Annotated in this window: 1 protein-coding gene, 1 tRNA gene and 2 other annotated features; both genes read right to left on the bottom strand. The window is 53.5% G+C overall.

Annotated features, from left to right (window positions below; all coding sequences use genetic code 11):
• Positions 1-42: 42 nt before the first annotated feature.
• A tRNA-Ile gene (locus BHV83_RS12120) sits at positions 43-116 on the bottom strand.
• 165 nt (positions 117-281) lie between these two features.
• Positions 282-1,199, bottom strand: a sequence feature (most likely nonfunctional fraction of RNA operon).
• Positions 1,003-1,152 carry a hypothetical protein gene (locus tag BHV83_RS12115; protein ID WP_286757563.1) on the bottom strand — a complete coding sequence of 50 codons (150 nt, stop codon included), beginning with the start codon at positions 1,150-1,152 and terminating at the stop codon, positions 1,003-1,005. It overlaps the preceding feature by 150 nt.
• 11 nt (positions 1,200-1,210) lie before the next feature.
• Positions 1,211-1,347: a sequence feature (16S ribosomal RNA rRNA prediction is too short), on the bottom strand.
• Positions 1,348-1,472 lie beyond the last annotated feature (125 nt).

Here is a 1,472-nt window from a genome sequence, read left to right as displayed (position 1 = left end):
GCAGATGCTCTAGCCAGCTGAGCTAATCCCCCTCATTCGGAGTAGTCCCAGGCAGAGTTGAACTGCCGACCTCTACATTATCAGTGTAGCGCTCTAACCAACTGAGCTATAGGACTGTCAACTTTGCCAAGACTTACGTCCCAGCGTCATCTTTCTCTCTTTAGACCGGCCTCCCGGTACGTAAGATCTATATATAAACATAATCTCAACAGCAGCACAAGGCGATCGATACCTCGTATGACCTCGGTACGGAATCCTAAAGCTCCAGAAAGGAGGTGTTCCAGCCGCACCTTCCGGTACGGCTACCTTGTTACGACTTAGCCCCAGTCACCAGTTTTACCCTAGGCCGATCCTCGCGGTTACGGACTTCAGGTACCCCCGGCTCCCATGGCTTGACGGGCGGTGTGTACAAGGCCCGGGAACGTATTCACCGCGCCATGGCTGATGCGCGATTTGCAGACTCCGATCCGAACTGAGACGTGGTTTGGGGATTCGCTCCCTGTCGCCAGGTGGCTTCCCTTTGTCCACGCCATTGTAACACGTGTGTCGCCCCGGATGTAAGGGCCGTGCTGATTTGACGTCATCCCCGCCTTCCTCGCAGCTTACGCTGGCAGTCCCACCAGAGTCCTCAGCATCACCTGTTAGTAACTAGTGGCAAGGGTTGCGCTCGTTATGGCACTTAAGCCGACACCTCACGGCACGAGCTGACGACAACCATGCAGCACCTCGCAAACGGCTATTGCTAGAAAAGGTGTTTCCACCTCGGTCCGAATGCGTTCAAACCCGGGTAAGGTTCCTCGCGTATCATCGAATTAAACCACATGTTCCTCCGCTTGTGCGGGCCCCCGTCAATTCCTTTGAGTTTCACCGTTGCAGGTGGATCACTTAACGCTTTCGCTGTGCCGCTTACACTGTATCGCAAACAGCTAGTGATCATCGTTTACTGCGTGGACTACCAGGGTATCTAATCCTGTTTGATCCCCACGCTTTCGTGCATCAGCGTCAGTCATGGCTTGGCAGGCTGCCTTCGCAATCGGGGTTCTGCGTGATATCTAAGCATTTCACCGCTACACCACGCATTCCGCCTGCCTCAAACATACTCAAGCCCCCCAGTTTCAACGGCAATTCTATGGTTGAGCCACAGACTTTCACCGCTGACTTAAAAGGCCGCCTACGCACCCTTTAAACCCAATAAATCCGGATAACGCTCGGATCCTCCGTATTACCGCGGCTGCTGGCACGGAGTTAGCCGATCCTTATTCATAAGGTACATACAAAGCGGGACACGTCCCGCACTTTATTCCCTTATAAAAGAGGTTTACGATCCATAGAACCTTCATCCCTCACGCGACTTGGCTGGTTCAGGCTTACGCCCATTGACCAATATTCCTCACTGCTGCCTCCCGTAGGAGTTTGGTCCGTGTCTCAGTACCAATGTGGGGGACCTTCCTCTCAGAACCCCTATCCATCGT

This window comes from Parabacteroides sp. merdae-related_45_40, from assembly GCF_001915675.1.
This window is presented reverse-complemented; position numbering and strand designations above follow the sequence as displayed.